General features: G+C 53.5%; 18 protein-coding genes, 1 tRNA gene and 1 riboswitch. All 19 genes read left to right on the top strand.

The genetic code is table 11. From position 1 onward, the window contains the following. Positions 1–9 precede the first annotated feature (9 nt). Positions 10–110, top strand: a riboswitch (TPP riboswitch). Between the two features lie 127 nt (positions 111–237). Continuing rightward, complete coding sequence (locus ACTQ1N_RS10145) at positions 238–546, top strand: thiamine-binding protein (RefSeq protein ID WP_441956642.1); 309 nt, start codon at positions 238–240, stop codon at positions 544–546. A gap of 157 nt (positions 547–703) precedes the next feature. Further along, a complete protein-coding gene (locus tag ACTQ1N_RS10140) occupies positions 704–1369 on the top strand; it encodes an ABC transporter permease (protein WP_441956662.1) in 666 nt (221 codons plus the stop codon). Positions 1370–1579: 210 nt separating this feature from the next. Further along, a complete protein-coding gene (locus tag ACTQ1N_RS10135; RefSeq protein ID WP_441956641.1) occupies positions 1580–2617 on the top strand; it encodes an ABC transporter substrate-binding protein in 1038 nt (345 codons plus the stop codon). Between the two features lie 14 nt (positions 2618–2631). Continuing rightward, complete coding sequence (locus ACTQ1N_RS10130) at positions 2632–3420, top strand: ABC transporter ATP-binding protein (protein ID WP_441956640.1); 789 nt, start codon at positions 2632–2634, stop codon at positions 3418–3420. Between the two features lie 199 nt (positions 3421–3619). Further along, positions 3620–4597, top strand: coding sequence for a LacI family DNA-binding transcriptional regulator (locus ACTQ1N_RS10125; RefSeq protein WP_441956639.1), 978 nt, complete (start codon positions 3620–3622; stop codon positions 4595–4597). Positions 4598–5045: 448 nt separating this feature from the next. Beyond that, on the top strand, positions 5046–6338 hold the full coding sequence (locus ACTQ1N_RS10120; protein ID WP_441956638.1) for an ABC transporter substrate-binding protein: 1293 nt from the start codon (positions 5046–5048) through the stop codon (positions 6336–6338). Positions 6339–6488: 150 nt separating this feature from the next. Continuing rightward, on the top strand, positions 6489–7370 hold the full coding sequence (locus ACTQ1N_RS10115; RefSeq protein WP_441956637.1) for a carbohydrate ABC transporter permease: 882 nt from the start codon (positions 6489–6491) through the stop codon (positions 7368–7370). Next, entirely contained in the window at positions 7370–8230 is an 861-nt protein-coding gene (locus ACTQ1N_RS10110) for a carbohydrate ABC transporter permease (RefSeq protein WP_441956636.1), read from the top strand. The genes ACTQ1N_RS10115 and ACTQ1N_RS10110 overlap by 1 nt, the downstream gene beginning before the upstream one ends. Positions 8231–8309: 79 nt before the next feature. Further along, entirely contained in the window at positions 8310–10178 is a 1869-nt protein-coding gene (locus tag ACTQ1N_RS10105; protein ID WP_441956635.1) for an amylosucrase, read from the top strand. Positions 10179–10222: 44 nt separating this feature from the next. Beyond that, positions 10223–11710, top strand: a complete 1488-nt coding sequence (locus ACTQ1N_RS10100) for a glycoside hydrolase family 32 protein (protein WP_441956634.1) — start codon at positions 10223–10225, stop codon at positions 11708–11710. A 144-nt stretch (positions 11711–11854) separates the two neighbouring features. Next, the gene (locus ACTQ1N_RS10095; protein ID WP_441956633.1) at positions 11855–12823 is read left to right on the top strand and encodes a carbohydrate kinase family protein; all 969 of its coding nucleotides are present in this window, start codon (positions 11855–11857) and stop codon (positions 12821–12823) included. A gap of 365 nt (positions 12824–13188) precedes the next feature. Continuing rightward, positions 13189–14514, top strand: a complete 1326-nt coding sequence (locus ACTQ1N_RS10090; protein WP_441956632.1) for a C40 family peptidase — start codon at positions 13189–13191, stop codon at positions 14512–14514. Between the two features lie 212 nt (positions 14515–14726). Next, positions 14727–15731, top strand: a complete 1005-nt coding sequence (locus ACTQ1N_RS10085) for a hypothetical protein (protein ID WP_441956631.1) — start codon at positions 14727–14729, stop codon at positions 15729–15731. Further along, complete coding sequence (locus tag ACTQ1N_RS10080) at positions 15728–16237, top strand: DUF6106 family protein (RefSeq protein ID WP_441956630.1); 510 nt, start codon at positions 15728–15730, stop codon at positions 16235–16237. The genes ACTQ1N_RS10085 and ACTQ1N_RS10080 overlap by 4 nt, the downstream gene beginning before the upstream one ends. Before the next feature lie 176 nt (positions 16238–16413). Continuing rightward, complete coding sequence (guaB, locus tag ACTQ1N_RS10075; protein WP_441956629.1) at positions 16414–17880, top strand: IMP dehydrogenase; 1467 nt, start codon at positions 16414–16416, stop codon at positions 17878–17880. 21 nt (positions 17881–17901) lie between these two features. Next, a complete protein-coding gene (locus ACTQ1N_RS10070) occupies positions 17902–18849 on the top strand; it encodes a peptidoglycan recognition protein family protein (protein WP_441956628.1) in 948 nt (315 codons plus the stop codon). Between the two features lie 183 nt (positions 18850–19032). Next, positions 19033–20589 carry a HEAT repeat domain-containing protein gene (locus ACTQ1N_RS10065; RefSeq protein WP_441956627.1) on the top strand — a complete coding sequence of 519 codons (1557 nt, stop codon included), beginning with the start codon at positions 19033–19035 and terminating at the stop codon, positions 20587–20589. A 143-nt stretch (positions 20590–20732) separates the two neighbouring features. Then, a tRNA-Gly gene (locus ACTQ1N_RS10060) sits at positions 20733–20804 on the top strand. 405 nt (positions 20805–21209) lie between these two features. Then, positions 21210–24993, top strand: a 3784-nt coding sequence (locus ACTQ1N_RS10055) for a Spy0128 family protein (RefSeq protein ID WP_441956626.1), incomplete at its 3' end; no start/stop codon positions are given.

Genomic DNA, 24993 nt, shown 5'->3' with positions numbered 1-24993 from the left:
AATCAATTTGTTCATTGTCAGGGGAGCCGCAAGGCTGAGAGTAAGACAGTTGTCTTTGACCCTAGAACCTGTTGGATAATGCCAGCGCAGGAAGACAAAAGTGTGCAGTTTTGTGCGCCCGGCAGACCAGCCGGGCGCTTTTTTTCGGCTGGAGAGAAGCGGAAGGCGTGCAAGATTCACGCGCATGCATGTCAGACAGGTGATCACCAACCATTTTTTATAGGAGGTATTTGAGATATGAAGTCAAGTGTTGCCATTCAGGTGCTGCCGGCGGTGGATTCGGATCAGGAGGTTTGCCGGATTGTAGATGAGGTGATTGCCTACATCGCATCTACCGGGCTCAATTATTATGTCGGGCCGTGTGAGACAGCCATCGAGGGAGAGGATTACGATCAGCTGATGGAGGTCGTCAAGAACTGCCAGAAGATCGCCATCAAGGCAGGCTGCAAGTCGGTCAGCGCGTATGTCAAGATCAATTATCGCCCGGAAGGAGAGGTTCTGACGATTGATCAGAAGATCGGAAAGTATCACAAGGACGCAGAGTAAAAAGATGGGGCGAATTCAAATGCCAGAGCATGAAAACAGCAGGAAGGGGAGAGATGCCAGAGCAGGGTTTCAGAAACATGCGCCGGCGGTGCTGAATCTCCTGGCGATTGCGGCTGTCTGGCTGGTGCTGACAGAGGGCGGGATTGTGCCGAACTACATGCTGCCTTCGCCGGTCGCGGTTGTGAAGGCATTTGTCTCTGACTTCCCGATGCTGATGTACCACAGCGGTGTGTCCCTTGCGGAGGCGATCCTGGGCCTTCTGATCGGAATTGTTCTGGCGTTTCTGATTGCAGTACTGATGGACCGGTTCATTACCTGCAGGCGGGCACTTTACCCCGTTATGGTCGTCACGCAGACGATTCCAACCGTGGCCATCGCACCGATCCTTGTTCTCTGGATGGGCTTTGGCATGGCGCCGAAGATCACGCTGGTTGTGATCACGACATTTTTCCCGATAGCGGTCGGACTGCTGGACGGATTCTCGGGGGTCGATCAGGATGCGGTCGACCTGATGCGCTCGATGGGAGCGGGAAGGCGGCAGATTTTTCTGCAGATCAAGGTGCCGTCCGCGCTCGGACAGTTCTTCTCGGGACTGAAGATATCCGCCTCCTACTCCGTCGTCGGGGCAGTCGTTGCGGAGTGGCTGGGCGGCTTCAGGGGACTCGGCGTTTACATGACAAGGGTTCGGAAAGCCTATTCGTTCGACAAGATGTTTGCGGTCATTATTCTGATCGTGATCATCTCGCTGCTTCTGATTGCAGCGGTCAACCTGCTGCGCCGGGCCGTCATGCCGTGGGAACGGGTGCAGGAGGAACGCAGCTGACAGAAAAACGGAAGGACTGTGCTGACAACCCGGAATGCCGGAGGGCATGCCTGTCATGCGCATAAGGGGGCGCCGCGGACTGTGACAAAACCGGGATGCCGGAGAACATGCACGCTGTCTAGGCGCACAAGGGCGGTGTTGCGGGCTGTGCCAAACAAGGATGCCAAGGGGATATGGCATCATCAATCTGAACAGAAAGAGGAGAGAGATATGAGATACGGAAAAATCACCAGTGTACTGAGTGCAGCAGCGGCAGCGGCGATGCTGCTGTCATCGGCGGCACTGGCAGGCGGAACAGAGGTGGCGACAGAGAAGGAGCAGAACTTCGGGGATGCCGGAAAGATTACCTTCTGCCTGGACTGGACGCCGAACACCAATCATACGGGCATCTTCGTCGCACAGGAGAAGGGATATTACAAGGAAGCGGGGCTGGATGTCGAGGTTGTTCAGCCGCCTGAAAATGGAGCTGTCCAGATGTGCGCTTCTGGTCAGGCGCAGTTTGCGGTCGACGCGCAGGACACCATCACAGGCGCGTGGACACAGGAAAATCCATTTCCGGTGACGGCGGTTGCAGCGATTCTGCAGCACAACACTTCCGGAATCATGAGCCGGAAGGGCGAGGGGCTTGACAGGCCGAAGGGACTGGAGGGGCACACTTACTCCACCTGGGATCTGCCGACCGAACAGGCGATGATGAAGTATGTCGTCGAGAAGGACGGTGGAGATTTTGACAAGGTGAAGATGATTCCCAACGACATCACGGACGAGCCGGCGGCGCTTGCGGCGAAGCAGACAGATGCGATCTGGGTCTTCTACGGCTGGGGATATCTGAATTCTGAGGTGGAGGGTGTGCCTTGCGATTTCTTCTACTTCAAGGACATCGAGCCGTCTTTCGACTACTATACGCCGGTTATCATTGCCAACAACGACTTTTTGAAGGAACATGCGGACGCCGCGAAGACCTTCCTGAAGGCGACGGCGAAGGGGTATGAGTATGCCGTGGAGCATCCGGATGAGGCGGCGCAGATCCTGATTGATTCCGACAATACCGGCTCGCTGAAGGGCTCCGAGGAGCTTGTCAAAAAGAGCCAGGCCTACATGGCGGATCAGTACATTGCGGATGCTTCTTCCTGGGGCGTCATCGATGCAGACAGATGGAATGCCTTCTACAAGTGGCTCTACGACAACAAGCTGATTGAGAAGGATCTGACCGGCACCGGCTTCACGAACGATTATCTGCCGCAGTAAGCAGGGGACAGAACATGACAGAGGTACTGAGCGCGGCTCACATCACAAAATCATATGGAGAGCGGACGATCATCCGGGATATCAATGTCCGTCTGAATGAACAGGAGATTGTCTGCCTGCTCGGGGTAAGCGGTGTCGGCAAGACCACGCTGTTTCACATCCTGTCAGGACTGAGCCGGCCGGACAGCGGAAGAGTGATGCTTAACGGAAGAGAGATCACCGGGCAGCCTGGAAAGATCAGCTATATGCTTCAGAAGGATCTGCTCCTTCCGTACAAGCGGATCATCGATAATGTCGCGCTCCCTCTGACGATACGCGGAATGAAGAAGCAGAAAGCGCGTGAGACGGCGGCAGCTTACTTTGAACAATTCGGACTCGCCGGGACTGAGTTCGAATATCCCGCCCAGCTTTCCGGGGGCATGCGGCAGCGGGCAGCGCTGCTTCGGACCTATCTGTCCTCGGAGGGCGTTGCGCTTCTGGACGAGCCGTTCAGCGCCCTCGACACGATCACGAAAAGCGCCATCCATGACTGGTATCTGGATATCATGCAGAAGATCAGCCTCTCCACTCTTTTCATCACCCATGATATCGACGAGGCCATTGTCCTGTCAGACCGGATCTACATCCTGTCCGGCTCGCCGGGGCAGATCACGGACGAGATCGAGATTGCTCAGAAGCGTCCGAGAGCGAGCGATTTCAGCCTGACGCCGGCATTTCTCTCATATAAAAAACAGATCGTCTCGGCGCTTGGCCCCGGATCTTTCAGAATTCAGGAACACGATGCGGGATCAAAGATGACATGAGGATGCCATATTCTCCGGATACTTTTTCCGATTACACCGTTGACAGAAGGATTCTGCAGCGATACTATATGTTATGCGTATAACATGTTTAACTAAGTACAGAACGGCCTTCTGGAAGGGACAACCATGCGGCTTCTGACCAGATCAAAGGCGGAACGATCCGTATAGATGGAAAAAGGAACAGTCAGGGAGGTTTTATATGGCGACTCTGAAGGATGTTGCGAAGGCTGCCGGCCTTTCGGTCGGGACGGTCTCGCGAGTTCTGAACAACAGAGGCTATATCAGTGAGGAGACAAGGCAAAGTGTCTACGCGGCGATGGAGCGGCTGAATTACCAGCCAAACGAGGTGGCGCGCTCCCTGTCCAAGCAGAAGACCAGTACGATTGGCCTCATCATGCCGAGCATCGAACATCCGTATTTTGCCAAGCTGATCAGCTGTCTTGAGCGTGCGGCGTACGAGCGGGAATACAAGATTCTGCTGTTCTGTGCTTACGGCATCGATGACCAGGAGAAGAAGTTTGTTGAAGCCTGCAGGAGCAACCGGGTTGCGGGACTGATCATCTGCTCCGATACGGTGCGGACACAGACCTTCAATAACCTTGGCTTTCCGCTCGTCAGTTATGAGCGGTACCTGGATTCGAGTGATGCCTGCGTTCTCTGCGACAACCACGAGGGCGGCCGGATGGCGGCGCTGGAGCTGATTGCAAAGGGATGCCGGAGGATTGGGTGCCTGAGCGGAACCTCCCGGGTCGGGATGCCGGCGGATACCCGGAAAGAGGGGTTTCTGGAAGCCTGCAGGCAGCAGGAAATCGAGACGGTCGCGCTGGACTTTCCGCCGGAGCGGACGATCGACTCCGGCTACTATCCGGACATCCTCAAGTTCCTGAAGCAGAATGAGGGGATTGACGGTCTGTTCTGCGGCAGCGATGTAATTGCAGCGGAGGCCATCCAGGCGGCGGCGGAGCTGGGCATCAGCACCCCGGACAGGCTGAAGATCATCGGATATGATGACACGCTCCTGTCGGAGCTGACGATGCCGAAGATCACGACGATCCACCAGCCGGTGAAGGAGATGGCGGAGATGTGCATCGACCTGATCGACAAGAAAAACAATGGGGATTTCGTCCCGGCCAGGACGATCTTTCATGTCTCTCTGGTGAGCAGAGGGACAACCTGACCCACGTTATCAGGTGCATAATAGAACGCCTTCCCGTCCTGTACCGGCGGGCTGGTTAAAATATGAGAGTACGAGTATATGAGGGCGTCTGCCATGGGAAATTCCCGATGGCAGGCGCTTTTAAAATTTTGCGCAATGGAAACGTTCCCACCGGATGACTGTGCCCAACAGAAAGTATACAGACTGTAAACAATCTGAAATTACGTCAAATATGATAAACGAATAACACAATTGAACAAGTTATGAACAAGCAAAAACAAGGGATTTTTCATAGAGCTATGGTCATTATACACAATAAAAACGTGTAAAAACTGTCAATATGTCACGAAATACAATTTCAAACATGTTAAACGGTTGACATATCATACAGTCGGTGATACAGTGAAACCAGCTTAAGGGACAAGGAACTTTCAGTTCCTGCTTTTCAAAATCATCATGGAGGGAAAACATGAGAAGAAGAACAGCAGCTGTTATGGCAACGATTCTTGCAGCGACTCTGGGAGCGACGCCGGTTCTGGCAGATGAGCTTTCAGTGTTCAACTCCAAGAGTGAGATCGAGGAACAGATGGAGGATATGGCTTCCGACTATTCGGATGAGAACGATGTCGATATGGAAGTCTACTATTCTCAGGATACAGTGGCAGCGCATCTTTCTACAAAGTATGCTTCCAAGGATCCGTATGTACTGTCCATGGTCGATGCGAAGGATATCTACAGCCTCGGGCCGGATCACGCACTTGATCTTTCCGACCAGCCGTGGGTGAAGGATTCAAGCCAGATCATCAGCATCGACGGCAAGGTGATGGGCTTCCCGGTCTCCATCGAGGCGCGCGGTGTCATCTACAACGCGGATGCAATCAAGAAGATCACCGGTGAGGACTTTGATCCGGCATCTGTCAAGACCCTGGATGATTTCGATGCACTCTGCCAGAAACTGGTGGACGGCGGCATGGAAGCTCCGACCGGCATCATGAAGGAAGACTGGTCGCTTGCAGCGCACTATCTGCAGGAGGTTTATGAGGAGCGCGAGGATCCGTCCGGATTCATCAAGGGTCTTCACGATGGAACGGTTGATCTGGCGAAGGATGAGAAGTTCAACTCTCTGATGGACACCTTCGATGTCCTGATGAAGTACAACTACGCAAAGGACGCACCGATCGCTGCAGAGCGTGAGACAACCGAGCAGAAGCTGGCGGAAGGCGAGATCGCATTCATGTTCGGCGGCAACTGGGACTGGTCCGTCATCAACGCATATGACTACAGTGAGAACATGGGCATGATGCCGGTTCCGCAGAACACGGACGACGGCTCCAACGAGAAGCTTGTCGGCGGCGGTTCCAAGTACTTCTTCATCGACAACTCTGTATCTGAAGATCTTCAGAAGCAGGCAGAGGACTGGCTCAACTGGCTGGTTAACACGGACGATGGCAAGGATTTCCTGGTCAACACCTGCGCACTGGTACCGGCATTTAAGACCAACACACTGGATGTCAGCGACCCGCTTGGAAAGTCCGTCAAGTCCTATGCTGATGATGACAAGCTGATTGCAAACTACAACTATGATCCGGACGATCACTTCTCTGTATGCGGCGCTTCCATGCAGAAGTACCTCGCAGGCGAGATCGACCGCGCAGAGCTGGCAAAGGAAGTCGAGGCATACTGGCAGGGTGCAACCCTCGCTGATCCGGCAGTCGCAGGCGGTGCAGCAGCCGGAACCGAAGCGGCTACGGAGGCTGAGTAATCATCCGAAGTTGATTCCTCTTTAAGAATGTTTCAGGAATGATCCGGCTTTCCGGGAAAGTTTCCCGGGAGACCGGATCCGGTAAGCAGGAGGTATCGGCAGATCTGATCCCGATACCTCCCGGCTTTCATATCTGATGGGAGAGAGAACATGAAAAGAAATACGATGTCGTACAAGGTACGGCAGTTCCTCATGTTCGCGGGCATTCCGACCGTGCTTTTCATCGGTGTCATCATCATTCCGTTCATCTACGGTCTGTATCTGACATTCACAAGCTGGGACGGTGTCTCAAGAGCAAAGCCGTTCGTCGGGTTATCCAACTATGCGGCGGCATTCTCTGACACAGCGTTCTGGACAGCGATGGGAAAGACAGTCCTTTACTCCGCGATCTCAGTCGTCCTTGTCAATGTGCTTGCATTCTTCCTCGCTTATCTTGTGACAAGCGGCATCAAGGGACAGAACTTCTTCCGTGCAGGCTTCTTCATTCCGAACCTGATCGGCGGTATCGTCTTAGGTTACGTCTGGAAGTTCGTTTTCAACCGCGCGTTCGTCACGATCGGAAAGTCCCTCCATATCGGCTTCATGGAGACCTCATGGCTGGCAACGCCCGCCGGAGCAATCACCTGCCTGATCATCGTGTCGGTCTGGCAGTACGCAGGGTATATGATGCTGATCTATGTGGCAGGCTTCATGAGCGTCCCGAAGTCTCTGATTGAGGCTTCCGAGATCGACGGCTGCACCAAGAGCCAGGCAACCTGGAAGGTCATCGTTCCGCTGATGCGGGCTTCATTTGTCGAGTGCCTGTTCCTGACCATCACCAGATGCTTCATGGTCTACGATGTGAACCTGTCCCTGACAAAGGGCGAGCCGTTCAACTCTTCGGTACTCGCTGCGATGCACGTTTACAACCAGGCATTCACCTACAAGAACTACGGTGTCGGCCAGGCTGAGGCTCTGATCCTGTTCATCGTCTGCGCTGTCGTCGGCGTCCTTCAGGTTCAGATCGGAAGAAAAGGGGAGGTGGGTGCGTAATGTCTGAGAACGAGAGAGCAGCCCGCAACAGGAAGATCACGAAGATCATCATGTGGATCGTCCTGCTGATCCTCTTTGTTATGATTGTGTTCCCGTTCATCATGGTCGTGATCAACGTCTTCAAGACCAAGGCGGATATCAATTCTCATCCGCTGGCACTGATCGGCAAGCATGGCTTCACGACGAAGAACTTCCCGAAGGCTATGAAGAAGATGCACTTCTGGAGAGTGTTCGGGAACTCTCTGATCATCACCCTCAGCTCGACGGTGCTGACGCTTCTGCTTTCCGCGATGTGTGCGTTCGTGCTCGTCCGGAACAAGTGGAAAGCCTGCACGCTGCTGTTCACGATGATGATTGCGTCCATGGTCATCCCGTTCCAGGTTCTGATGGTTCCGCTCGTATCCTTCTACGGCGGCCTTCTGAATGTCCTGAATCACAGGCTGACACTGATTCTGATGCATACCGGATTCTCACTTTCGATGGCGACATTCCTCTATCACGGGGCGATTCACACGAACATCCCGCTGGAGCTGGAGGAGGCGGCGCTGATCGACGGCTGTACCAGGTGGCAGACCTTCTGGAAGGTGGTTTATCCGCTGTTGACGCCGACGACCGCAACGGTCGCGATCATCGATGCGATGGCATTCTGGAATGACTACCTGCTTCCGAGCCTTGTCCTGACAGACAAGAGCCTGTACACGATCCCGATCGCGACACAGGTCTTCTACGGAACCTTCTCGACCGATATCGGACTGATCCTGGCGGCTCTGCTGATGGCAATGCTGCCGATCCTGATCCTGTACGTCTTCCTTCAGAAGTACATCGTCGCAGGTGTCACCTCCGGAGCAGTCAAGGGATAACAGCTGACAACACGGGCGCGGCAGAACGTACAAGGTGGTGCGTTCGCTGCGCCTGTTTTCATGTACAGGAGAACAGTGTATGTTTGATGAATCAGGATGGAACAAGGAATTCAAGGAACGGTTCGATCATCGCTATGACGAGCTGAAATGGCTGTATTTTTCGCTCTACGGGGAGGATTATCAGGCGCTGGACTGGCTGACGTCGGCGATGTGGGACTATTATTCCGAAAGAAAGAGCAGCCTGAAGAAGCTCGACCGCCAGAGAGAAAAGAACCCGGACTGGTACAAGGGCAACGGACTGCTGGGCATGATGATGTACTCGAACCTGTTTGGCGGCAACCTTCAGGGTGTCCGCAGCAGGCTGGATTATATCAAGGACTGCGGTGTGAACTACCTGCATCTGATGCCTCTGCTGGACAGCCCAAAAGGAAAGGATGACGGCGGGTACGCGGTCGCAGACTTCCGGAAGGTGAAGCCGGAGCTCGGGACGATGAAGGATCTCGAGGAACTGACGGAGGACTGCCACAACGCCGGGATCTCGGTCGCCCTCGATTTTGTCATGAACCACACCAGCGAGGAGCACATCTGGGCGAAGCTGGCGCGTCAGGGTGACATGGCAGCAAGAAGCCGGTATTTCTTCTATGACAACTGGGACATCCCGAACCAGTTCGAGCGGACGATGCCGGAAGTCTTTCCGACGACAGCTCCGGGAAACTTTACCTGGCTGGACGACTGCAAGCAGGTCGTCATGACGACATTCTACCCATACCAGTGGGATCTGAACTATGGCAACTGCATGGTCTTCAACGACATGACCGCCAACATGCTGTATCTGGCAAACCGCGGTATCGACGTCATGAGACTGGACGCCGTTCCTTATATATGGAAGCAGCTCGGTACCAACTGCCGGAACCTGCCGCAGGTTCACACAATCGTCCGGATGATGCGAATCATCACAGAGGTCGTCTGTCCGGGCGTCCTGCTTCTGGGCGAGGTTGTCATGGAGCCGTCCAAGGTCGTGCCGTATTTCGGGACGGTCGAAAAGCCGGAGTGTCACATCCTCTACAATGTTACGACGATGGCCAGCACCTGGAATACAATCGCCACGCGCGATGTCGGGCTGTTGAAGCGCCAGGCAGATCAGGTGGCCGGACTTCCGAAGGACTATGTGTTCCAGAACTATCTCAGATGCCATGATGACATCGGATGGGGGCTGGACTATGACTGGCTCAAACAGTTCGGGATCGACCAGGTCGCGCACAAGAAGTATCTGAATGATTACCTGACGGGGCGCTGGTATGGCAGCGACAGCAGGGGCGAGCTGTACAACGACGATCCGAAGCTTGGAGACGCGAGACTCTGCGGGACGACCGCATCCCTGTGCGGGCTGGAGGCGGCGCTCTATGAGAAGGACAAGGCAAAGGAGGAGAAGGCGATTGCCTGCATCCTGATGCTGCACGCGTGGCTGTTCACACAGAGCGGCATCCCGGTCATCTATTCCGGAGATGAGATCGGACAGCTCAATGACTATACATATAAGAAGGATCCAGAGAAATGGGCGGACTCCAGATATCTCCACAGAGGAAAGTTCCCATGGGAGAAGGTTGAGAAGAAGGACCCAATCTCGATGCGGATCTTCAATGCACTCAGGACGATGGAGAAACTGCGTGCAGCGCATGCCATCTTCTCAGGCCAGGCCGGTGTCGAGACGATGGAGACCGGGAGCCGCTCTGTGCTCGGAATTCTGCGGTATCTCGGAATGGACCAGCATCTGAGGGCATACTTCAATTTCAGCGAACAGACCCAGCACTTCTGGACCATGCCGGATGACGAGGCGGAGCGGTATGTCGATCTGTTCTCCGGGAAGACGATGAAGGAGCTTGGAGACCAGCTGGAGCCGTACGGATACAGATGGTATCTGGAGCAGCCGAAGGCAGGAGAAGAGTAAGGCAGATGACAGTATGAGGCAGGAAGGCCGGACAGGAGAGAGACGTGAGCAAAATACTGGAAGACGCAAGAAAGTATGAAGAAGAGATGGGAAGCCGCATCCCTGCGGATGCGCGGCCTCATTTCCACCTGTCCTCGCGGGTGGGCTGGATGAACGATCCGAACGGATTTTCCTGGTACAAGGGACAGTATCATCTGTTCTATCAGTACAATCCGTACGATACGGTCTGGGGACCGATGCACTGGGGCCATGCAGTGTCGGATGATCTGCTTCACTGGCAGTATCTTCCTGCGGCGCTGGCGCCGGATGAGGCATACGACAAGGACGGCTGCTTCTCCGGATCTGCCATGACGATGCCGGACGGACGGCAGATGCTGATCTATACCGGTGTTGTCCGCGAGCTGGACGAGCAGGGGGTCTGCCGCGGCCTGCAGCGGCAGTGCGTTGCGATCGGGGACGGGCTGAACTATGAGAAGATCGACGCCAATCCGATCCTGACGGTTGAAAACCTGCCGGAGGGAGCGAATAAGTATGAGTTCCGCGATCCGAAGATCTGGCAGGAGAAGGACGGGACATACCGGATGGTCACCTGCTGTGCCAACCATGAGCGGGATGCGCGGATTGTCATGTTCTCGAGTCTGGACGGGCAGAAATGGAGCCGCGGAAAGGTCCTGATCCGGAACAATGGGCGCTTCGGCAGTGTCTGGGAATGCCCTGAGTTCTTCCAGCTCGACGGCAAATGGGTGCTCCTGACTTCTCCGATGGACATGCTCCCGGAGGGGTTTGAGTACCATAACGGCAACGGGACGCTCTGTCTGATCGGGGATTACGACAGTCAGACAGGAACCTTTACCCCGCAGAAGAACCAGACGATTGACTATGGCATCGATTTCTATGCGACGCAGACGATCCTTGCGCCGGACGGACGTCGGATCATGATCGCCTGGATGCAGAACTGGGATACGACACCCGGCTACCGGCTGGAGCCGACGACGTGGTTCGGGCAGATGACGCTGCCAAGGGAGCTCAGCATCCGGGACGGGCATCTGTATGAAAATCCGGTCAGGGAAATCGAGACGCTGAGGACCGGCAAGGTCGCCTATGAACATGTCTATGTTGATGGTGATACGGAGCTTGAAGGCATATCCGGACGGCAGACAGAGCTGATCATGGACATTGCGCCTGCAGATGAGACGGCCGGTTTCCGGAAGTTCCAGGTGCGTTTCGCGTCAAAGGGCAGATATTACACAACCCTCAGCTTCCATCCGGAGGAGGGGATCGTGAAGATCGACCGCAAGTTCTCCGGCTCCAGACGCGCAATCATTCACCAGAGGAGGATGCAGCTGCGCCGGCCGGGAAATCACCTGAAGATCCGCCTGATTCTCGACAGATTCTCGGCAGAGGCGTTCTTCAACGACGGGGAGCAGGTGATGACGGTGAATCTGTACACGGAGCAGGACGCAGACGGCATCTCGTTCAGCAGCGAGGGCGCCGTCTCCATGAACATTACAAAATATGACCTGACCCTGTAATTCCATGGTATACTGATCGCATATGGCTTCTGGCAGCACGCCGGGAAGGACAGCATCCGGCAGCGTACCGGAGAGGGCACCCGGCTCCAGAGGCAGCGTAAGGCAGCATGCCGGATATGGATGTACTTTCAAGGAGGATGGGAGATGGCAAAGACAGTAGACGTGACAGCTCTCGGAGAGCTGCTCATCGATTTTACGGAGAATGGACTGAGCAGTCAGGGAAATCCGCTTCTGGAGGCGAATCCGGGCGGAGCGCCCTGCAATGTTCTGTCGATGCTCCAGAACTATGGCAGGAAGACCGCCTTCATCGGCAAGGTCGGCGATGATATGTTCGGACGGATGCTGACGGAGGCAGTGAAAAGCGTCGGGATCGACACAAGGGGACTGAAGACCGATCCGGTCGTCCATACGACACTCGCGTTTGTTCATACATTTGAGAACGGAGACCGGGACTTTTCCTTCTATAGAAATCCCGGTGCGGACATGATGCTGACAAAGGCGGATGTAGACGAAAAGCTGATTGAGGAATCAAAGATCTTCCACTTCGGAACTCTGTCCTCGACAGATGAGGGCGTGCGCGAGGCAACCCGCTATGCCATCGATGTGGCGAAGAAAGCCGGCGATGTCATCACCTTCGATCCGAATCTCAGACCGCCGCTCTGGAGGTCGCTCGACGACGCGAAGAGAGAGATCGAGTATGGTCTTTCGAAGTGCGACGTTCTGAAGATCTCGGACAACGAGGTTGAGTTCATGTGCGGGACGACTGACTACGACAAGGGTGCGCAGATGCTGATCGACAAGTACCAGATTCCGCTGGTGCTGATCACGATGGGCAGAGACGGCAGCCGCGCCTACTACAAGGGACTGCGTGTCGAAGCGGCGCCGTTTTTACAGGAGAAGACGATCGAGACGACCGGTGCCGGCGATACCTTCTGCGCAACCATCCTTCACTTTGTGCTGAAATACGGCCTGGACGGCTTTGACGAGGAAAAGCTGCGGGAGCTGCTTGTGACAGGCAATGCGGCAGCCTCCATCGTCACGACGCGGAAGGGCGCACTGAAGGTCATGCCGACCGTGGAGGAGATCAAGAAACTGATCAGGGAACGCAGCTGACCGGCATGCCGCTGCATACAGGCATGCGGGAACGGTTTCTGAAACAGTCAGGAATATCAATCTATTTCACAGGAAAGACCGGGATGGACAAAGGAACAGTCCCCCCGGTCTTTTTTTGTTACAAAATGTGCTTGCATTCTTGAAATATTTGTGTTAAAACCTTTAACAAGTTGTTACATCTTCACAGGATTGACACAAGTTGCTTTTATAGTAGTAACAGTTTGATAAAGGGCTTCCGATCTGGGGCAGCTGGTAAGGCATTGAAGCCGCAAGGCTTCCGGAATCCTTTATCCACCATATAGTTGAGTACGTGACACCGACCGGGGGATGGATGAACCATCACAGTGCCAGGAGGTAAGAGAAACATGAAAAGAGGATTGGCAAGAGCTACAGCATTCTGCCTGACAGCAGGGCTTCTTTTTGCGAACAGCGCAGCTGTCTATGCCGAGGATACCGCACCGGAGACTGAGGCAGCATCTGATGTGACCGGATCGCTGGCATTTGCAGAGTGTGACGAAGCGTACTATGTGAATGTCCGCACAGAACCGAGCACCGACAGCGGCGAAGTGATCGGAATCCTGAAGAATCATGATTCCGCGATCATCGAGAGCGTCGAGGATGACGGCTGGTACAAGATCAAGTCCGGCGATGTGGAAGGATATGTGGCAGCATGGCTGATCAAGACCGGCGATGAGGCAGCGGCGATCGCTCCGACGGTCGCTTACAATTATGCGGTCAACAACGCCGTTTCCCTGAACGTCCGCTCTCAGGCGGATGAGGGATCGGATGTCGTTGCTTCCCTGGATGAGGGGGCAGAAGCTGAGATCGTTGCTGACGAGGGAAACTGGTTCAAGGTTGCCCTGGATTCCGACACCTACGGTTATGTTTCCAAGGATTATGTCGAGGAGAAGACCGATTATCCGACGGCAAAGACCATCGATCAGATGATGAGTGATACAGAAGCTGAGAAGCAGGCTGAGCAGGCGGCAGATGCTGCATCAGACTCGACGGATGCTTCTGCAGACCAAAGCGGCGAGACGGCAGCGCCGGCAGATGCTTCTCAGACACAGGAGACAGCAGCACAGACAGACGCTTCTCAGGTGCAGGAGACAGCAGCGCAGACGGAGGCTTCTCAGACGCAGGAGACGGCAGCGCAGACAGACGCTTCTCAGACACAGGAGACAGCGGCTCAGACGCAGGAAACCGCGGCGCAGACTGAGGCTCCTCAGACGCAGGAGACAGCAGCGCAGACCGATGCTCCGCAGACGGAAGCGCCTCAGCCGCAGGAGACAGAGGCACCTCAGACCGAGGCATCAGCTCCGGCAGCTTCTGCAACGGGATCTGCCGTTGTGGCATATGCATCCCAGTTTGTCGGCAATCCGTACGTATGGGGCGGCACAAGCCTGACGAGCGGCGCTGACTGCTCCGGATTCACGATGGCTGTTTTCGCAAACTTTGGCGTTTCTCTTCCGCATTATGCAGCATCCCAGCTGTCCTGCGGCACACAGGTTTCAATCGACAGCCTGGCGCCTGGCGACCTTGTTTTCTTCAGCAGCACAGGTGGAGAGATTGATCATGTCGCGATCTATGTCGGCGGCGGCTCCATCGTCCACGCGGCAAACAGCAAGTCCGGTATCTGCTACGGCAGCCTGAACTGGATGACCCCGGTTGCAGCCTGCAGAGTTGTCTGATACGGAAGCTGAATCATTTACACAGCATTGAGATAGAAAGATCCTCCGTCTTGGCATTCCGTCAGGGCGGAGGATCTTTTTTTGCTTCCGGATATGTGTAACCGAAAGAGTACCAGAGTGGCAGAGCAGGCTGTCCTGTTCATGCAAGTGGTTGAAAAAGCGGCTCTGCAACTTTATAATAATGGCTAAATACACCGAAGGATGATGTGTCTATGACAGATGAAGAGAAGAAGCTGGAGCGGCAGCAGGAGAAAGAGGAGCAGCGGGAAAAGCGAAGGCAGGAGCGGCAGAAGATCGCTTCTCTGCACGGAAAGAAGAGGCTCCAGTACCTCTGGGATTACTACAAGGTGTGGCTGGTGTTTCTGGCTATTGCGATTGTCGCGGTCAACATCGCGGTGACAATTGTGAAGGGACTGATGACGAAGACGCTTCTTCAGGTCAGTGCCCTGTCGGCAGACTACAACGCGGCCGGCGATCAGATGCAGAAGGACTTTTCCTCTTATATCGGCGGGCTGAAGAAACATGAAGCGCTTTCCTTCGATCTCTCCATCGATCTGCATCCGGGTGCTGTCACGCAGGCGGAGCAGGTGGCAGACGTCAAGCTTCAGGTTCAGGTTTCCTCCGGGACACTGGATGTTGTGCTCGTCCCGGACTATGCCTTCTCCTATATCCAGCAGCGAGGAATGCTGATGAGCCTGGATGATGTCCTGAGTCCGGATGAGATTGAGACGTACGGAAAGGCCGGGGATCTGGCCTATGCTTCCGCACCGGATCTTCAGGCGCTGTCTGAGCAGGATGCATCGGAAGCTGGCACGCTGGACCCTGAGGGTGAGAGCACCGTCCGCACGATCACCACTCTGAGCAGTCTGCAGAACCAGACGGAACCCGGAACAGAAGCCGCCGAAGCAGAAGCCAAAACAGCAGCGAATACAGAAGCCGAATCAGATAGCGGGATGGCAGCACCGGCAAAATCAGAGAGCCTGCCGGAGACAGACACCGGGACGGAAGCGTCATCAGGTCAGGCAGCTGAAATCCATTCAACACCATCCGAGGGTGAGCAGATCTACGGGATCCGGGTCGACGACTCAGGCGTCTTGTCCGATTATGCCTGGTATCCGATCAATCAGAAGGTCTACTTTGGCATTGTGAGTAACGCGCGCCATGAGGACATGGCGCTCACCTATCTTCATTACCTCAAAGGAGCGGACAACAAATGAACGACTTATACAAGGAAATCATGGTGAAACCAAGGCCTTCCCAGACCAACGCGCTGAAGAAAGGGCTTCTGATCGCGGCGGCGGTGCTGGTGTTTGCGGCAGGCATGCTGTTTGTTCAGCCGCTTGTCATGCTGGGCGGGATCGTCCTGCTGTTTCTGGAGATCTGGCTGATCTTCCCGCGGTTCAGCGTGGAGTATGAGTACCTCTACGTGAACGGGGACATCGACATCGATGAGATTTACAGCAAGAGTACCCGGAAGAGAAAGGGCTCCTATGACAACAGCTCACTTGTCGTCATGGCACCGACCGGAAGTGCGCATCTGGACGGTTATCAGAACCGTCAGGGAATCAAGGTGCTCGATTATTCGAGCCGGGAGTCGAATGTGAAGACCTGGACGCTGGTCTATGGGGACGGTTCTGATCAGAAGATGCTGATCCTGGAGCTTCCGGACGAGGTTGTGCAGGACATGCGCCGGTATTCGCCTCAGAAGGTTTTTCTGCAGTAAGCTGTCTCAGGTGTATTTCGTGCAACTGCTGTTATTTTGTACCGCACAGGAAACTTTTTCATGGAAGTCTGTCCCTTGCGGGAGATGTCCTGGTCTGCTATAATTTTTGAAATCTTTTTGCGGGACTGTTCCCGGCTTTGGACTGCATCAGGTATGCTTCAGGAAAGGAGACTGCTTTGGGCAAAATAGTTGGAGAGGGTATTACATTTGATGACGTGCTGCTGGTTCCATCCTATTCGGAAGTGATTCCGAACCAGATCGACCTCACGACAAACCTGACAAAGACGATCAAACTCAACATTCCTGTCATGAGCGCCGGCATGGATACGGTGACGGAACACCGCATGGCCATCGCCATGGCACGCCAGGGCGGAATCGGCATCATCCACAAGAACATGTCGATCGAAGCGCAGGCGGAAGAAGTCGACAAGGTCAAGCGTTCCGAGTACGGCGTCATTACAGATCCCTTCTCGCTCGGGCCGGACAATACCCTTCAGGAAGCCGAAGACCTGATGAGAAAGTACCGCATCTCCGGTGTTCCGATCGTGGATACGGAAGGAAAGCTGGTCGGCATCATCACGAACCGCGATCTCAAGTTCCAGGAGGATTTCACCCGGAAGATTGCCCAGGACATGACGTCCGAGAACCTGGTCACCGCGCAGGAAGGTATCACGCTTGAGGAAGCCAAGAAGATCCTCGGACAGGCACGCAAGGAAAAGCTTCCGATCATCGACAAGGAAGGCCATCTGAAGGGGCTTATCACCATCAAGGACATCGAGAAGCAGATCAAGTATCCCAACAGTGCCAAGGATGCCAAGGGCAGGCTGCTTGCAGGCGCAGGGGTCGGCGTGACGGCGGACGTACTGGACCGCGTCGGCGAGCTGGTGAAGGCACATGTGGACGTTGTAGTTGTCGATTCGGCACACGGCCACTCCGCGAATGTTCTTCGCGTCGTGAACATGATCAAGGAGGCTTATCCGGATCTGCAGGTCATCGCAGGCAATGTCGCGACGGCAGAGGGCACGGAGGCTCTGATCAAGGCCGGTGCGGACTGTGTCAAGGTCGGAATCGGACCGGGCTCCATCTGCACGACCAGAATCGTCGCAGGGATCGGCGTACCTCAGATTACAGCGGTCATGAACGCGTATGAGGCGGCATCAAAGTACGGTGTCCCGATCATTGCGGACGGCGGCATCAAGTTCTCGGGCGACCTCACGAAGGCCATCGCTGCGGGGGCGAATGTCTGCATGATGGGATCACTGTTTGCGGGCTGTGATGAGGCGCCGGGCGAGTTCGAGCTTTATCAGGGCAGAAAATACAAGGTCTACCGAGGCATGGGGTCCATTGCGGCGATGGAGAACGGCAGCAAGGACCGTTATTTCCAGTCCGGAGCGAAGAAGCTGGTGCCGGAGGGGGTCGAGGGACGGGTCGCCTACAAGGGCTCTGTCGAGGACTCGATCTTCCAGCTGATGGGCGGCCTCAGGTCCGGGATGGGCTACTGCGGATGCAAGGATATAGAGACCCTGAAAAGAGAGGGTCGGTTCGTGAAGATCACGAACGCGGCGCTCAGAGAGTCGCATCCTCATGATATCCATATCACGAAGGAAGCGCCAAACTATACGGTGGAGGATAACGTAAACTAAGCTCGGTTACGGACGGGACGGATGAAACGAGACGACTGGTACCAGACGGACGGCGATGATGAATATCGCTATGAGGATGAACAACCGAATAACGGGCGAAAAAGGAAGCGGAAGGTCGGAAGACTGATCTTCTGGATTGTTTTCTTTGAGATCGTAGCGCTCATCGGAGGGCTGCTCTACATCCTTCTTCCAAAGGAGGATCCTCAGGTGGAGGAGCTGCTTGCGAAAAAGCCAAAGATTCCGTACCAGACGGAGGCGTCTCTGGCCGCCGGGCTGGGGCCGGCTGTCCCGAAACCGGATATCGATGTGCAGCTTCTGGATATCAATGACTGGTCCAGACCGGGGATTCCGACGGAAGGAATTAAAAAGATTGTCGTCCACTACCTGGGCAATCCGAAGACGACGGCGCAGGAGAATCATGATTACTTTGAGAGCCTCAAGGATCTCCAGGATACCTACATGAGCGCCAACTACGTCATCGGTCTGAAGGGTGAGATCATCCAGTGCGTTCCGGATGGGGAAGTCGCCTGGGCATCCAACAAGGCGAACTACTACTCGATTTCGATCGAGAACTGCCATGAGGACACGACCGGTAAGTTCAATGACTCCACCTACTGGTCGGATGTTCACCTTGTCGCATACCTGACCGAAAAGTACGGACTGGGGCGTGACGATATCATCCGTCATTATGATGTGACGGGAAAGGACTGTCCGAAGTGGTTTGTTGAGCACCCGGATGACTGGGAAAAGTTCAAGGATGACGTCATGACGTACCGGAAGGAGTGCGATGATGCCAGGAGTGAAAAGATCTCCGAGCTCTCCAGGCAGACGGAGAAGGATGTTCTGAAGGAATATCTTGACTCGATCGGGACGGAGACAGAGATCGAGGCGGAGACCTCTGACAGCGGCCTGTGGGATGCGCTGAAGAAAAAGGCAGAAGAGTTCCAGTCCAGGGCAGATGAGGGCTAAAAAGGGGAATGATGGCCGGTAGTGTGTATGATACACACTGCCGGAAACGATGTGAATTTGCAGGGAAGGCTGGAAATCTGCGGGATTGGACCGGATCAGACCGAGCAAGAGCGGGCATGACGGAGGCGATCCGGCAATGGCCGGGAGGGCCGGGGAAGCCCGATAAGGCCGGGAAAGGGATATATGGCTGAGAACAGTCTGAAGCAACTCTATGACAATATCACCCGCGGAGATGAGGCTCGGCAGAGCCTGATCTCTGTGCGTCAGATGATCAGGGACGAGAGCCTCCGGCGGAAGTTTATGGTTCTGCTCGGAGGCGATTTTTCTGTTCTTTCGGGCCTTCTCAGGGACCCGGATCCGAAGATCCGCCGGAATGCGGCGCTGATCCTCGGCCAGACCGAGAACGAGGATGTCCTTGCTCCGATCATGGAGGCCTGGCGCACGGAGAAGACGCTCTTTGTGCGCGAGGATTACCTGAAGGCGGTCGAGCATCTGGACTACAGGCCCTTTCTGCCGCAGCTTAGGGCGCGTCTAGCGGAGATTGAGGCAGGAGAGGGGCAGGCTGACCACAATCAGGACGGCCAGGAACACAGCCTCTGGGATAACAACAAGCACCTTGCGGGGGAGGCCAGTCAGATCCGCAGGATGATCGAACACGTGGGAGAGAAGAAGCACCATACATATGCGAAGACAGACCCGGCGCCGGAGCTTCTATTAGTCTGCAACCGCTGCCAGGTATCGGCGACGGCAGAGCAGATTCAAAAGGGCAGTGTGCGAATGCTGAAGGGCGGTGTCTTTGTCAAAGACGGGAGCCTGGATGAGCTGATGCAGGTCAGAACCTGGTCAGAGATGCTGTTCCCGATCCCAGGGGCGCGGCCAGTCCCTGCGCAGGAGCGGGAGGCAGCTGAGTGCCTTCATGAGATGAAGGTCTATGGCTATCTCAAGTACCTCCATGGAGGAGAGGAGGGACCATACTGCTACCGCATAGAACTGAAGGGAAAACGTGCTCTGATGGAGAAACGGGGGAGCTTTATCCGGGGGCTGACGGCGCGGTTAGACATGCTTGAAAAAGGTAAAATCCAGAACGATGACACCGACTATGAGGTCGAGCTGCGCCTGATTGAACGTTCAGATGGCACGCTGGCGCCGATGCTGAAGCTTTTCACGCTGAAGGACAGGCGGTTTGCCTACCGGAAGGCATCCACAGCCCAGAGCATGTCACCGGTCAATGCCGCCCTTGTCCTGAGACTTGCGCGGCCGTATCTGAAAGAGGACGCACAGGTTCTCGATCCGTTCTGCGGGACCGGGACGCTGCTGATCGAGCGGGAACTGATCCTGCCTTCAGGAACCTGCTACGGGATCGATACCTTCGGGGAGGCCATCGAGAAGGCGCGCGTCAATACCGGCACGATCGGACACATCAACTATATCAACCGCAATTTCTTTGATTTTACACATGCGTATGCATTTGATGAGCTGATCACAGAGCTTCCCCAGGAGGGAAGCAGGGTCGAAGAGGATGCGGGCAGCGCGCCCTTCGAGGAGCGTTTTCTGCGCAAGGCAGCGGCGCTTCTTGCGGAGGAAGCCGTTGTGGTGGTCGTAACCAGAAGCCCGAAGACGCTGGAGAAAGCCGTCTTAGAAGCGCAGCAGGAGGGACAGGACTACAGACTTCTTCAAAAATACCTGCTGAATGAGCGCCTCGGCACGACGGAGTTCATCTTCCGGTACCGTAGAACTTGACGGAAGGGCTGATGACCGTAAATAGTTCAAATATTTCCAAAAAGTCGAACAATAATATGGTTGACAAGCAGGAGAAGAAGTAGTATCATTCATTTTGTCGTCAAGAGCGAGTGAAAAACAAAAGCTTCAAGATGACAGGATGTGCGCGAATGGCTCAGAGGTGGAGCGTCGCCTTGCCAAGGCGAAGGTCGCGGGTTCGAATCCCGTTTCGCGCTTATTTTTATGCTCCGGAATGCCGCATGGATGTGGGTTCCGGAGCTTTTTTTTGTTCAGGTCAGGCAGGAGACTTGACAAAGCTTAAAGAAGATAAAAGATCGTTAAAATTACTATGACGATTCGCTTATATTGAAGATTATTTAATTGCACGAAAACGAATTCGTCATAGATGACATAATTTTGCTGAAAAATTATATATCATTACAATTGAGATCTTAAATAGAGGAGAAGTAAAATATAAACAGCTATACGTTGCCCGCATAGAGCATCTGATTCCGTTGCTCTTTTTGTTTTCTGGCAGACGCAATCGTTTTCGGAAAAAAACTGCGATACCGGAGCGAAAGACAAGCGTCAGGATGGCAGCTATCCGGGTGGAAATGTAAGAGAATGGGAGTGTGATTCGTATGAAAAAGCAAAGATCAAACAGCCTGTACAGGATGATCATGGCCATGCTTCTGGTTGTGGTGATGGTTGTTCAGCAGGGAGCCTATGTACTGGCGGATGAGACCGTTCCACAGCCAGTGACCGAAACTTCCGCTGCGCAGACAGAGACACCGGCTTCTGAAAAAAATACAGAGTCTGCCGCTCCGGCATCGCAGCCGGAGACGGCAGCTCCGGAAACAAAGGCACCGGAGACGGCAGCACCTGAGACAAAGGCGCCGGAGACAACAGCGCCGGAGACAGCGGCACCGGAAACCAAGGTGGCAGAGACGGCAGCGCCTGAGACCGCAGCACCTGAGGCAAAGACGCCGGAAACGAAGACGCCTGAGACTGCTGCGCCCAAATCTGAAACAAAGGCCTCTGAGACTGCTTCAACGGAGAAAGTCCGCGAGAATGTGGTGTCCTTTGCGGTCGCAGAAGGCGCGAAAGTCTATGTCGACGGCAAGGATGTGACGAACCAGAAGGGAACTGCCAGGGACGGGAAGATCATCTTCAAGGTCGTTCCGGAGACCGGGTATGCCATCACGTCCGTCAAGGTTGACGACACCAAGGATGCGCGTAATACGCATAATGAAAACGAATACATCATCGAAGGCATCCAGACGGACAACACGGTTGTCCGCGTCACGATGAACAAGGTCGAGACGGAGAAGGCGGCTGAGTCTGAGACGACTGCAGACGTGAAAGAGTCCGAGACGGAAATTGCAGCAAGTACAGAATCCGTGAAGGAGACCGAGACAGCTTCTGAATCTGAAACCTCTTCCGAGACAGAAGCGGCGAGCGAGGCTGCATCCGAGGCTATGACGGAAGCCCTCACTGAAGAAGAAACAGAAGCGGAAACGGAGAAGTCAGTTAATACAGTCACTACCTATACCTATTCCGATTCCGACGTATACGTCGTTGCAACCATCGACAACCCGGATGTGCTTCCGGATGACGCAAGTCTTCAGGTCAGCAGGGTATCAACATCGGCTTACCTGAACCAGCTGAATACTCTGGCACCGGATGGTGTCACCTATTCCAACGAAGATGCCATTGTCTACGATATTCACTTTGCTGTACCGGAAAAGGATGGCCAGAAGGCTGGAGAAGTCGAACCCGACAACGGCCTTGTCCATGTTGCCTTCAAGTTCAAGAACGGACAGCTTTCCTCCATCGGGGCGGATTCCGCAAATGACGTTGCAGTCGTCCACCTCGCAGGCGGTGCAACTGAAATCGCGGCAAACGTCTCTGTCGCCGCAGAACGCGCCGCATTCTCGGCAGAGAGTTTTTCCCCATATGCGTTTTTAATTCGTTGCGATGAAAAGGACCCGGGGAATAACAAACTGAGACCGAAAGAGCCAGATCAAATTAAAGAGGGAGTCACTTTTGAGAATGCAGAGAATAATGTAAACGTAAACGATGGTCAAAGGTTTGACTATTATAAACTCAAAGGCGAATTAGGAATACTTGCCAATTTCGGGCTTGTTGGATTTGACTCAATCAATACAAAGGGCAATCATGTTAATTCGAATCTTGCGACGAAGCATCTTAGTGGCGGAACAACGTTTGGAACGAATCATCGGACGGAAGGTGAACTATCATATATTGGGGAATCAATCAATGGACAATATAATTTAACTGCCCAGAGTGACAATAGTCAGTATAACGGATCAGTGCTTGTTTTAGGAAAGGATGTAGTGGTTTCAAACGGGCAGAATGATTATCAATACAAAGATGGAGATGGCGTTAATTGGAGTTTACAAATTAATCCTGGCAACGGTGTAACGAATGATTACAATTCAAATCAGGGAACTATCGTTTGGAAAGAGGCTAGCAATACTAAGTTCCTTGATTTGGATTCTGATCGGGATTCTTCAATGAAGAAACAGGCCATTTCACTTGAAAAAAGGATAGCAGGCTATCAAGACTGTAATGCAACAATAAACACGGAGAAGAGTAGTGATAGTGTCGTCTGTATCGATGTCGGTGACTCGACGGATGTATCTGTGATAAATCTGGATGGCTCTTTATTTGCAAGCGATAAGAAAGGTATAGATATCAAGGCAAGCGATCCTGATAAATCACAAGTTATTATTATCAATATTGATACAAGAAATAAGAAGACGAACGAGATCATTCAAGAATTATATATTCATGGGATAACAATAAATGGCGAAGAGCAGACGACGGGTGAAGTAGTTGGCAAATGGACAAAGAAAAATGTATTAATCAATCTGTTTTCATCTGATTCAAACTCTGACAGTATTAAAAATGAATTTTCGGGGAAAGTCTCTTTTACAGAACATTCATTTGGAACAGTTCTGGCTCCCAATGGGACTGTTAACGCAAATTCGAATATGAATGGCGAAATCATTGCTAATACAATTAATATTGGAGCAGAGTTTCACAAAAGTTCATTTACATTCGGAGGAAAGATTGTAACTGGGGCTGCATCTGTGTTTATCACTGGATCGAAGACTGTTAACGGTGTTAAGAAAACGGACTTACCAGCGTTTCGGTTCATTATAACGGCAGATCATGGAAACCCATTTCCCGGTGAAACGAACACAAAAACGGTAACAAATAGCCCGGATGGTTCCATAGACTTTGGAGAACTAAAGTTTACTGAGGAAGGAACATACAATATTACTGTAACGGAAGATGTACCTCATGGTTATACTTGTGATCCAGAGAACTATAACATCCAAATTATTGTCGAAAAAGATGAACAAAATTCGACGTACAAAGTCAGTAAGTTGTCATGCAACGACAAGGGATTTTTAGCAAAAGGAAACGAGAGTTGCAGTGTAGCATTTAATAATACGACTACTGATACATACGAGGCGAAGGGCAAGATTACATTCGGCGGAACAAAGACACTGGAGAATAGGGGCCTGAAGGACAAAGAGTTCACGTTTGTGCTGACGAAGCCGGATGGGACAACGGAAACGGTAAAGAATAATGCAGACGGAAGCTTCAAGTTCCCGCCGATCAACTACACGCTGGCCGACCTTAACAAGAAGGATGGCAAGTATGTAGACACGACAAAGACGTACAAGATCACTGAGTTGGCAGGAGCTGATAATACCGTCGTTTACGACAGTAGTGAGTATGAAGTAACAGTGACTCTTCATGATGACGGAAATGGCAACATCGAAGTCGCATGTGACAAGAAACCGGATGGGGCAAGCTTTACAAACACATACGGGGCGAAGAGTACGATTACATTCGGCGGAACAAAGACACTGGAGAATAGGGGTCTGAAGGACAAAGAGTTCACGTTTGTGCTGGCGAAGCCGGATGGGACAACGGAAACGGTAAAGAATAATGCAGACGGAAGCTTCAAGTTCCCGCCGATCAACTACACGCTGGCCGACCTTGACAAGAAGGATGGCAAGTATGTAGACACAACAAAGACGTACAAGATCACTGAGTTGGCAGGAGCTGATAATACCGTCGTTTACGACAGTAGTGAGTATGAAGTAACAGTGACTCTTCATGATGACGGAAATGGCAACATCGAAGTCGCATGTGACAAGAAACCGGATGGGGCAAGCTTTACAAACACATACGGGGCGAAGAGTACGATTACATTCGGCGGAACAAAGACACTGGAGAATAGGGGTCTGAAGGACAAAGAGTTCACGTTTGTGCTGGCGAAGCCGGATGGGACAACGGAAACGGTAAAGAATAATGCAGACGGAAGCTTCAAGTTCCCGCCGATCAACTACACGCTGGCCGACCTTGACAAGAAGGATGGCAAGT

It is taken from the genome of Porcincola sp. LCP21S3_C12, assembly GCF_052118625.1.
In the GTDB taxonomy this organism is placed as follows: Bacteria; Bacillota; Clostridia; order Lachnospirales; family Lachnospiraceae; genus Porcincola.
This window is presented reverse-complemented; position numbering and strand designations above follow the sequence as displayed.

Bases quoted from the DNA above. Each gene is read 5' to 3' on its own strand.
- ACTQ1N_RS10145 (WP_441956642.1), top strand. From the start codon at position 238: ATGAAGTCAAGTGTTGCCATTCAGGTGCTGCCGGCGGTGGATTCGGAT.
- ACTQ1N_RS10140 (WP_441956662.1), top strand. From the start codon at position 704: ATGCTGCCTTCGCCGGTCGCGGTTGTGAAGGCATTTGTCTCTGACTTC.
- ACTQ1N_RS10135 (WP_441956641.1), top strand. From the start codon at position 1,580: ATGAGATACGGAAAAATCACCAGTGTACTGAGTGCAGCAGCGGCAGCG.
- ACTQ1N_RS10130 (WP_441956640.1), top strand. From the start codon at position 2,632: ATGACAGAGGTACTGAGCGCGGCTCACATCACAAAATCATATGGAGAG.
- ACTQ1N_RS10125 (WP_441956639.1), top strand. From the start codon at position 3,620: ATGGCGACTCTGAAGGATGTTGCGAAGGCTGCCGGCCTTTCGGTCGGG.
- ACTQ1N_RS10120 (WP_441956638.1), top strand. From the start codon at position 5,046: ATGAGAAGAAGAACAGCAGCTGTTATGGCAACGATTCTTGCAGCGACT.
- ACTQ1N_RS10115 (WP_441956637.1), top strand. From the start codon at position 6,489: ATGAAAAGAAATACGATGTCGTACAAGGTACGGCAGTTCCTCATGTTC.
- ACTQ1N_RS10110 (WP_441956636.1), top strand. From the start codon at position 7,370: ATGTCTGAGAACGAGAGAGCAGCCCGCAACAGGAAGATCACGAAGATC.
- ACTQ1N_RS10105 (WP_441956635.1), top strand. From the start codon at position 8,310: ATGTTTGATGAATCAGGATGGAACAAGGAATTCAAGGAACGGTTCGAT.
- ACTQ1N_RS10095 (WP_441956633.1), top strand. From the start codon at position 11,855: ATGGCAAAGACAGTAGACGTGACAGCTCTCGGAGAGCTGCTCATCGAT.
- ACTQ1N_RS10090 (WP_441956632.1), top strand. From the start codon at position 13,189: ATGAAAAGAGGATTGGCAAGAGCTACAGCATTCTGCCTGACAGCAGGG.
- ACTQ1N_RS10085 (WP_441956631.1), top strand. From the start codon at position 14,727: ATGACAGATGAAGAGAAGAAGCTGGAGCGGCAGCAGGAGAAAGAGGAG.
- ACTQ1N_RS10080 (WP_441956630.1), top strand. From the start codon at position 15,728: ATGAACGACTTATACAAGGAAATCATGGTGAAACCAAGGCCTTCCCAG.
- ACTQ1N_RS10070 (WP_441956628.1), top strand. From the start codon at position 17,902: ATGAAACGAGACGACTGGTACCAGACGGACGGCGATGATGAATATCGC.
- ACTQ1N_RS10065 (WP_441956627.1), top strand. From the start codon at position 19,033: ATGGCTGAGAACAGTCTGAAGCAACTCTATGACAATATCACCCGCGGA.